Annotated in this window: 9 protein-coding genes; 3 read left to right on the plus strand and 6 right to left on the minus strand. The window is 54.5% G+C overall.

Annotated features, from left to right (window positions below; translation table 11 throughout):
- Nucleotides 1–15 precede the first annotated feature (15 nt).
- On the plus strand, nt 16–1182 hold the full coding sequence (locus C5Y96_RS15120) for a hypothetical protein (protein WP_105354934.1): 1167 nt from the start codon (nt 16–18) through the stop codon (nt 1180–1182).
- A gap of 48 nt (nt 1183–1230) precedes the next feature.
- Here the strand turns inward: C5Y96_RS15120 and ruvB are convergent, their stop codons facing one another.
- A complete protein-coding gene (gene ruvB, locus C5Y96_RS15125) occupies nt 1231–2298 on the minus strand; it encodes a Holliday junction branch migration DNA helicase RuvB (protein ID WP_409994420.1) in 1068 nt (355 codons plus the stop codon).
- 89 nt (nt 2299–2387) lie between these two features.
- Here ruvB and C5Y96_RS15130 point away from each other — a divergent pair, with 89 nt between their 5' ends.
- Together C5Y96_RS15130 and C5Y96_RS27995 are read left to right on the plus strand one after the other, a co-directional pair.
- Nucleotides 2388–2894 (plus strand): TspO/MBR family protein, encoded by a 507-nt coding sequence (locus C5Y96_RS15130; protein WP_105354938.1) that lies wholly within the window; start codon nt 2388–2390, stop codon nt 2892–2894.
- A gap of 155 nt (nt 2895–3049) precedes the next feature.
- Nucleotides 3050–3172 carry a hypothetical protein gene (locus C5Y96_RS27995; RefSeq protein ID WP_261341396.1) on the plus strand — a complete coding sequence of 41 codons (123 nt, stop codon included), beginning with the start codon at nt 3050–3052 and terminating at the stop codon, nt 3170–3172.
- Between the two features lie 9 nt (nt 3173–3181).
- Here the strand turns inward: C5Y96_RS27995 and C5Y96_RS15135 are convergent, their stop codons facing one another.
- From C5Y96_RS15135 to C5Y96_RS15155, 5 genes are all read right to left on the minus strand, one after another.
- The gene (locus tag C5Y96_RS15135; RefSeq protein WP_105354941.1) at nt 3182–4174 is read right to left on the minus strand and encodes a zinc ribbon domain-containing protein; all 993 of its coding nucleotides are present in this window, start codon (nt 4172–4174) and stop codon (nt 3182–3184) included.
- A gap of 25 nt (nt 4175–4199) precedes the next feature.
- Complete coding sequence (locus C5Y96_RS15140) at nt 4200–5333, minus strand: zinc ribbon domain-containing protein (protein ID WP_105354944.1); 1134 nt, start codon at nt 5331–5333, stop codon at nt 4200–4202.
- A 42-nt stretch (nt 5334–5375) separates the two neighbouring features.
- The gene (gene ruvA, locus C5Y96_RS15145) at nt 5376–6005 is read right to left on the minus strand and encodes a Holliday junction branch migration protein RuvA (protein WP_105354947.1); all 630 of its coding nucleotides are present in this window, start codon (nt 6003–6005) and stop codon (nt 5376–5378) included.
- 27 nt (nt 6006–6032) lie between these two features.
- Nucleotides 6033–6527, minus strand: a complete 495-nt coding sequence (gene ruvC / locus C5Y96_RS15150) for a crossover junction endodeoxyribonuclease RuvC (RefSeq protein ID WP_105354950.1) — start codon at nt 6525–6527, stop codon at nt 6033–6035.
- A gap of 138 nt (nt 6528–6665) precedes the next feature.
- Nucleotides 6666–7687, minus strand: a 1022-nt coding sequence (locus tag C5Y96_RS15155) for a DALR domain-containing protein (RefSeq protein WP_105354952.1), incomplete at its 5' end; no start/stop codon positions are given.

Consider the following 7687-nt stretch of genomic DNA (forward strand, 5'->3'; position numbering starts at 1 on the left):
AGGAGATACTTTGACATGGAACCGCAACAGATTCAAACGCTACTGGATGAAACGAGCGAGGTTTGTGTTTCGATTTACATGCCCATGTTTCGGTGGGGACGGGAAGTCCAGCAGAACGAAATTCGCTTTAAGAATTTGATGAGAGATGCTGCTTCACTACTCAGCATCGATCAGGTGTGCGATTCGAAATGTCGCGAGGCCATTCTCAAACGGTTGGAACGTTTTCGTGACGATGAGAAGCAAGACGCCTGGCGGCATCCTTCTGCTGGATTGGCGCTGTTTGTCACGCCAAAGTCTTTGGAAGTGCATCAGATGGGATGCACGTTGACCGAGCAAGTGCATGTGGGGGATCGATTCTATTTGCGTCCTCTGTTACCGGCACTGCACGGCGATGGTCGCTTCGTGTTGATTGCCGTCAGTCAAAATCAGGTGCGATTGTTTGAAGGCAATGCCGATGGTTTGGCAGAACGTGTTCCGGCCGAACTCCCCGAGAACTTGAAAGACGCGCTCAACATCGACGAATACATCACGTCGATCCAGCACTTCAGTTATGCTCGTGGCGGCGAAGTCGACACGATGTATCACGGCCAGGGAGCCGGGGACGACGACCCCAAGCAAACGATCCTCCAGTTCTTTCATCGCATGGATGATCCTCTGAGTCTATTCCTGGAAGGACGCAATGACCCGCTGGTATTCGCTGGCGTTGAATATCTGTATCCCGTTTTCAAGGAAGCGATTCGCTATCGCTACCTATTGCCAGATAGTGTCCATGGCAACTTCGACAACGCATCGATGGACGAGCTTCACGAGAAAGCATGGCAGGTAGTAAAGCCGCATTTCCAGCAAGAATGCGATCGTGCGATATCCAACTATCACGATGCCTACGGCCAGAACCTCGCAACCAATGACCTTGAGACGATTCTCAGAGCATCGGAAATGGGAGCGATCGAGGCCTTGCTGATTCGAGAAGATACGGCCATTTGGGGGCATGTCGACCGCGATGGGCACGTGCAGGACGACGGCGTCCCCAATGAGATCAGTCACGATCTACTGGACGATGCCGCGGTGGAAACACTGAAGAACGGCGGAGATGTATTCGTCGTTCGCGAAGCGGATTTCCCCGAGAAAGATTGTTCGGCCGTTGCACGCCTGCGATTCGATGTTGGCGCGATGACGAGCTAGTTTCATGCACAGCGCGACCTGCCGGTTTCTCTGGTCGCACTGTGTCTTCTAGTCCATGAGCCCTTTGCCCTTGGCGGCCATAATCTTTTGAATGTGTTCGACCGATTTGGTCGTCACCATGCGGCCCCGAGGCGTACGAACGAGAAGTTCGGTGCGCAACAGGAACGGCTCGACTTCGTCTGCCAGAGTTTCAGGGGCAGCATTCATCGTATGGGCGATAGCCTCGATGCCGGCCGGCCCACCGGCGAAGACGCGGATGATCGTGTTTAAGTATTTGCGATCTTGGTTGTCGAGCCCAAGAGAATCGATTTCCTGCATCGCCATCGCGTCTTGAGCCAACTGCATGGTGATGTGCCCGTCGGCCTTGCTGGTCACGTAGTCGCGGATCCATCGCAAGCGATTGTTCGCTACGCGTGGCGTACCACGGCTTCGCTTCGAGATCTCGAGCGATGCATCATCGTCGATGGTGACGTCCAGTTTACGGGAATTTCGTCGAATGATCTCGGCGAGTTCTTCGTTGGTATAAAAGTCGAGGTGCTCGCGAAGCGGGAAGCGATCTCGCAGTGGAGCGGTCAGCATCCCGCTACGGGTTGTCGCTCCGATCAACGTAAACGGTTTGATTTGCAAATTGATTGTCCGCGCATTGGTCCCTTCACCGAGAACGATATCGATTCGGAAATCTTCCATCGCCGTGTACAAGTACTCTTCGACCGCTTTGGGTAGGCGATGGATTTCGTCGATAAAGAGAATCGACTTTTCGTCGGCATTGGTCAGGTAAGGAACCAGATCCTTGGGAGCCTGCAGCGCCGGTCCGGATGTTAGCTGGAAATTGACGCCAAGATCTTTGGGGATACAGGTCGCGAAGGTCGTTTTGCCCAGACCTGGGGGGCCATCGAAGAGAATATGTCCGAGCGGTTCGTCCCGTTTGACGGCCGCATCGACGACCACTTTCAGGCGTTCGCGCACTTCAAGTTGGCCAACCATTTCGGAAATGGATTGCGGGCGGAGGCTCTTGTCTTCTTCGTTTGGGCTGCTTTCGCCTTGCAGTATCGCTTCCCTGCCCATTGGAAAAACCTTTTTCCGTGATAAATTTGCGAGTCTAATGCCTGATAGCAACTGAACAGGTGTTGACTATCGCCGTCCACTATAACAAATAGAGGATGAGGTCGAAAAGTTCGGTATTCTCCCGATACAAGGCAGGTCACATGGATTCCGCAACGAATCAACCCGAAGTAACGCCCTTCTGGCAAAGTGCTCTGGGGCTAGTAGGGTGGATCATCCTTTGTTTTACGGCAGCGGGTGTTGGCTCATCATTTACCTTGCCGCAGATCGAAACCTGGTATGCAGAACTCAATAAACCATCGTTCAATCCACCAAATTGGATCTTTGGCCCTGTTTGGTCGACGCTTTACTTGATGATGGCGGTCGCCGTTTGGTTGATCTGGAAGAACGCAGGCTGGGTAAATGCCCCTCACTCGCTGGGGATGTGGTGCTTTCAACTGCTTTTGAACACGACCTGGTCTGTCATTTTTTTCGGGCTTGAAAACCCGAAGCTGGCAGCCGTCGAGATCACTGTACTTTGGATTTCGATTCTGATTGTCGTGGTCATGTTCTGGCGTCACGACCGTCAGGCTTCGCTATTGATGGTCCCTTACCTGCTTTGGGTATCGTTCGCCGCAGTGCTGAACTTCTCGATCGTTGCACTCAATTGATGATGGGCCTGATTCAGGAGCAGGCGAATTGTCTGATTAGCGGCCAGTTGAACGTCGTCGCGTGGCGTTTTCCTCGGAAGTCGAACCATTGGCACCGTCTTTGCGGATAGGAGATTCACACTCCCATCATTTCCAAACGCAAAGGAACCCAGACAATGACTGAAATCGTAGTGCATGACATGGTAAACGATGTTTCTGATCAACTTCACATGGACAAGTGCGAAGCAGAACAAGTTCTCGAAGGGATGGTCTACGAATTCGTCGACGATGAGGAATGATTCAACGCATCAGCCGCTGAATAGGCTGGCCAGACCTCCGCAAAGCATGGCAATGATCGCAATGCCTAAGCCTACGGCGAGAACTGTGCCGAGCACCATGAACAGGCGGTGATACGAAACAGGGCCGTGCCCTGTTGAGCGTCCATTCTGTCCGTTGACGAGAAATCGGTAGACTTCGTCCTTGTACTGGTAGGCCATAATCCAGACTGGTAACAGCATTGGCTCGCTGCTCATATTCTGGATACGAAGATTGACCTGCACGTTGCGGCTTCGCGGCGGGACGAACTTCATATCAACCGCTTTCCGCTCGAGTGATTCGAGGCCCGACTTGGCCATCGGGCGAGCATACTTGCGAGCGACGTTGAACTGCTCCACCGTGTACTGATCCAGGTGGGCATCTTTGGGGGAAATGCCTTGGCTCATGTCGAAGGGACAGAGCTGAGATGTTTCATTGGGTGTTAAGGCACCACTAGCCCCTACCAAAACGCCTTCGTAACGGGCTCGATGTTCGCCTGACAAAGGGTACCAGTCACCGCTGGCACCCATCGGTGTCTGACTTGTATCAGCCGTCCAAAAAGTCGCGACATCGGCCGAGAACACCCAGTACGGTACGTAAACCGGTACCATATTCTTCACCACCGCTCGCTCTGAGATGTCGGGCGGTCGCCAGAAGCCTTGGCCGATCGCCTCGCGCATTTCTTTTCGTGCTTCAGCTTCTGACACGCGAAACGGAATGACCTTGGTCGCCGCGATAACTTTATGGTCTTTCCCCTTTTCTAGGTTTGTCGATCCGCAAAAGGGGCATCGCAGAGCTTCCGCTTCGGCAGAATAGCTCATGGCCGCGCCGCATCCGCTGCAACTGAAGCTGTGGGTGGATAGTGTGGAGTCAGGTGTATGCGCGTCTTGGCGGTGAGGAGCTTCCGTTCCGCAATTGCCACAGAACAGATCTTCCTCGTCGATCAATCCACCGCAAACCGTACATTTCTCAAGCAGATCACTCATGGGGCTGGGCTTTCTCTCCGACTCCTTATTTCATCATTACTGAGATGAGCAGAATGATGAGAATGAACAGGATCAAAAGACCCACGCCACCACCAACGACACCCCAAATGCGAGTCCACGAGACAGGCTTGTCCCCGTTGATCAGGCCCGTTTGTCCATTGACCAGAAACCGATAGACCTTGTCTTGGTAGCGATAGGTCAACAGGTAAATGGGCAGCAGATACAGGTCGGAGTTTTCATACGAGAATTCCGTCTTCACAACCAGGCTACGGCTCGTATCGCCAGGCAGGAATTGGCGAATGTTTGTCTGTTCGCGGCGATAGAATTCTTCGTAGCAGATCTTTTGTGCCTCGGCGATTTCCATCTGGTACTCTTCGGCTGCCCAGCCGGCCAGGAAGTACGGTTCGTACCGTTTGGCAGCCAAAAGGGTAAATGGCTTGATACGGTCGGCATCCGCTTGTGTCAAACCCTTGCTGGCCGAGATCATGTAGCCGCTGTAGTACCTATGGTGTCTGCCGGAAAGAGGCCACCATTCCGTATGTTGAACACGGCGCGTTTTGGTGACCATCTTTCCGTTTTCCATGGTCGTGTACGATTCGGTCTTGTACCAATACTCACCGATCGAGGCGCTCCAGCGACTTTCGGCCAGCATCGAGAAGCTCCAGAACGGAAGATACACACCGCAGAGCTTGTCTTCGATCTCGGCCATGTGCAAGTCACCGGGCCGGTACCAATCGTTTCCTTTAATCCACGCGCGAAACTTTTCCATTGCCATGTCAGGCGTCACGCGGAAAGGAATCACAAACTCCGGCAGTTGCCGGCCCGAGACTTCGGGAGAGTACTCAACGACATACGTCGAATCGCAGAAAGGGCAGACGTAACTCAACTCTTGTGGATCAATCGAAACATTCGCGCCGCATGTCTTGCAGTGGAAATACTTCTTGATCGACTGCCTGGCTTCCGCTTTCTTCTCGGCTACTCCTTTGATTTCGTGAGGCGTACCGCACGCAGGACAGAACTTATCGTTCGGTTCCACCGGGCAGCCGCACGCTTTGCAAGGCGTGCCCTGCGGCTGAGGCACCTCAGCAGCAACTAACTCATCGTCCGCAACCGACTCGGCGGCGACTAGCTGTTCTTCATTGTCTACGACGTCCGGCATGATGAGTTGGGATAGTGAGGAAGTGTATTGATGGAGAGTGAGTTATCCCTCTTGATGAGCAATTTTGTACACTGCCTGGACTAAGGAATCCACGTCCTTGTAGCTCTTTTTCTCGGCGACGGCTGCGTCGAGTAGCTTTCTGGCTTGGGTTTCCGAGTGACCCAGTTGCAGGAGAACCTCGAAGGTTTCCGTGACGACGTCTCGCGAAATTTCGGGGCTCTCGCCATCCGCTCCGGAGATCAACAAGGCAAATTTCGGGACCTTACGGCGCAGCTTCGCCACAATTCGGTCGGCGGTGGCCGGACCGATCCCAGGCAAGGCCGATAGTCCTTTAGCATCCTGTTGTTCGATCTGATTAGCGACTTCTTGGACCGGACGGACCATGGCCCGCAAAGCTTTTTTTACGCCGACCCCGTCCACGGAGCAAAACAGCTCGAAAAACTCGCGTTCGATGTGATTGGAAAAACCAACCAGGCGAGGGCTCATTCTCCCGCGGGAAGGATCGCCGTCCAGGTAGTTGATTGTGTGAAAGGAAACCTTTTGGCCAATTTGCGACTGAACCTGGCGACGCACGAACTCCGGCACCAGCACTTCGTATTCGAAGGGGTCGGCGGCAATCGTCACGCTGGTGATTTCGACCGAGACCAGTTTGCCGGTGATTTTCGTAATCAAGGGGGAATTCCGTTTCGAGAGGTGTTGTTAAATGGTCGTTGCGATTTTGCTGAGGTAGTGGTGGCACAATGCCACCGCCAAGGCATCCGCCACGTCGGCAGGCTCTGGCACGGCCGAAAGCCCAAGTTCGCGACGAATCGAGTCTTGCATTTGGCTTTTAGGGGCACGACCGCTACCGGTCAGGATCTTTTTGATTTGCGTGGCAGCGTAGCTGTGGAAGGTCAAATCATTCTGTGCCGCTGCCAGGCAGAGCACGCCACGGGCATGTCCCATGATGATCGCCGTTTTTGGGCGCTCGTAGTGCGAGTACAGCTCTTCCATCGCCATCACCGTCGGTTTGAGCGACGTGATCACGTCGGTGATGCCTTCATAAATCTCGCGTACTCGGGCTGGCACGTCTCCCCGCGATTTTCCACGCACCACTCCCGCTTCAACAATCGAAACACCAGACGGACCGACATCGATCACACCATAGCCGGTGATGTTAAGACCAGGATCGATGCCAAGGATACGTTTCCGCATGGAAGTCCTAGGGAGTAAGCGAAGCAAGGCCCCTCGCCCCTTGGGGGAGAGGGTTAGGGTGAGGGGCGACCCTGGTACACGCTTCCCAACCATCGCCCTGCCCCTCTCCCTGGAAAAGGGAAAGGGAACTGGATCAGGTTAACCTTTACGCCAGAGCGTACCGTCTTTGCGGTCTTCCAGCGTGATGCCGCACTCGGTCAGGCGATCGCGGATGAGGTCGCTCGTTTCGAAGTCTTTCTTCTTCCGCGAGTTGGCTCGAATCTCGATGACCAGGCCCATCAGGGCATCGACCAGTCCGGCATCTTCGCTCGAATCGGCTTCCGGCTTGTCGGTAAACAAACCCAGGATGGCAGACAATTCGCGAATGGTAGCCATGGCTTGATCCAGCGAACTGGTATCGGCACCCTTGGTCTCTTCCAGCTTGTTCTGGTCGATGTACTTGTTCACGCCGCGGACGATCTCGAACAACTCGCTCACACCGCCACCGGTGTTGAAGTCGTCGTCCATCTTTTCGAGGTAAGCGTCGCGATGCTTCTTGAGCAGTGTCAGAAGTTCGTCGCTGCCAGCTTCGATCTCGCCTTCCTTGCGGGTTTTGGCGGTCTCGATGTCATAGAAGCTGATGCCGGTGATCCGTTCGTAGCGTTCGAACAAACGGTAGAACGTATCGAGCCCGATACCGGCCTCTTCGATCGCTGGTTCGCTGAACAGGATCGTGCTGCGGTAATGGGTTCGTAGCAGGAAGAAGCGAATGCGTTCGCCCCCCTGGCGGTCGATTAGCGAGTGCAAACCGCCAGCGCCACCGCTACGGCTCATCTTGCCGCTGGCGGCTTCCCCTTCGGTCGCACCTTTTTCGCGTTCGGCCTTGCCGCCGATCTTGCCGGCGCTCGGGTCGCTTCGCAGTAGTCCGTTGTGCATCCAGTAGTTGACCATCGGCTTGCCGTGGCAGCATTCGCTTTGGGCAATTTCGTTTTCGTGATGGGGGAAGGTCAGGTCGAGACCGCCACCGTGGATATCAAAGGTCTCGCCGAGAATGCTTTTGCTCATCGCCGAGCATTCGATATGCCAGCCTGGGCGACCTTGTCCCCACGGGCTGTCCCAGGAAGGTTCGCCAGGCTTGGCTTTCTTCCACAGGGCGAAGTCCCCCGGCGAGCGTTTGCTGG

It is taken from the genome of Blastopirellula marina, from assembly GCF_002967715.1.
Lineage (GTDB): Bacteria > Planctomycetota > Planctomycetia > Pirellulales > Pirellulaceae > Bremerella > Bremerella marina_B.

Bases quoted from the DNA above. Each gene is read 5' to 3' on its own strand.
- ruvC (WP_105354950.1), bottom strand. From the start codon at position 6,527: ATGCGGAAACGTATCCTTGGCATCGATCCTGGTCTTAACATCACCGGC.
- C5Y96_RS15120 (WP_105354934.1), top strand. From the start codon at position 16: ATGGAACCGCAACAGATTCAAACGCTACTGGATGAAACGAGCGAGGTT.
- C5Y96_RS27995 (WP_261341396.1), top strand. From the start codon at position 3,050: ATGACTGAAATCGTAGTGCATGACATGGTAAACGATGTTTCTGATCAA.
- C5Y96_RS15135 (WP_105354941.1), bottom strand. From the start codon at position 4,174: ATGAGTGATCTGCTTGAGAAATGTACGGTTTGCGGTGGATTGATCGAC.
- C5Y96_RS15140 (WP_105354944.1), bottom strand. From the start codon at position 5,333: ATGCCGGACGTCGTAGACAATGAAGAACAGCTAGTCGCCGCCGAGTCG.
- C5Y96_RS15130 (WP_105354938.1), top strand. From the start codon at position 2,388: ATGGATTCCGCAACGAATCAACCCGAAGTAACGCCCTTCTGGCAAAGT.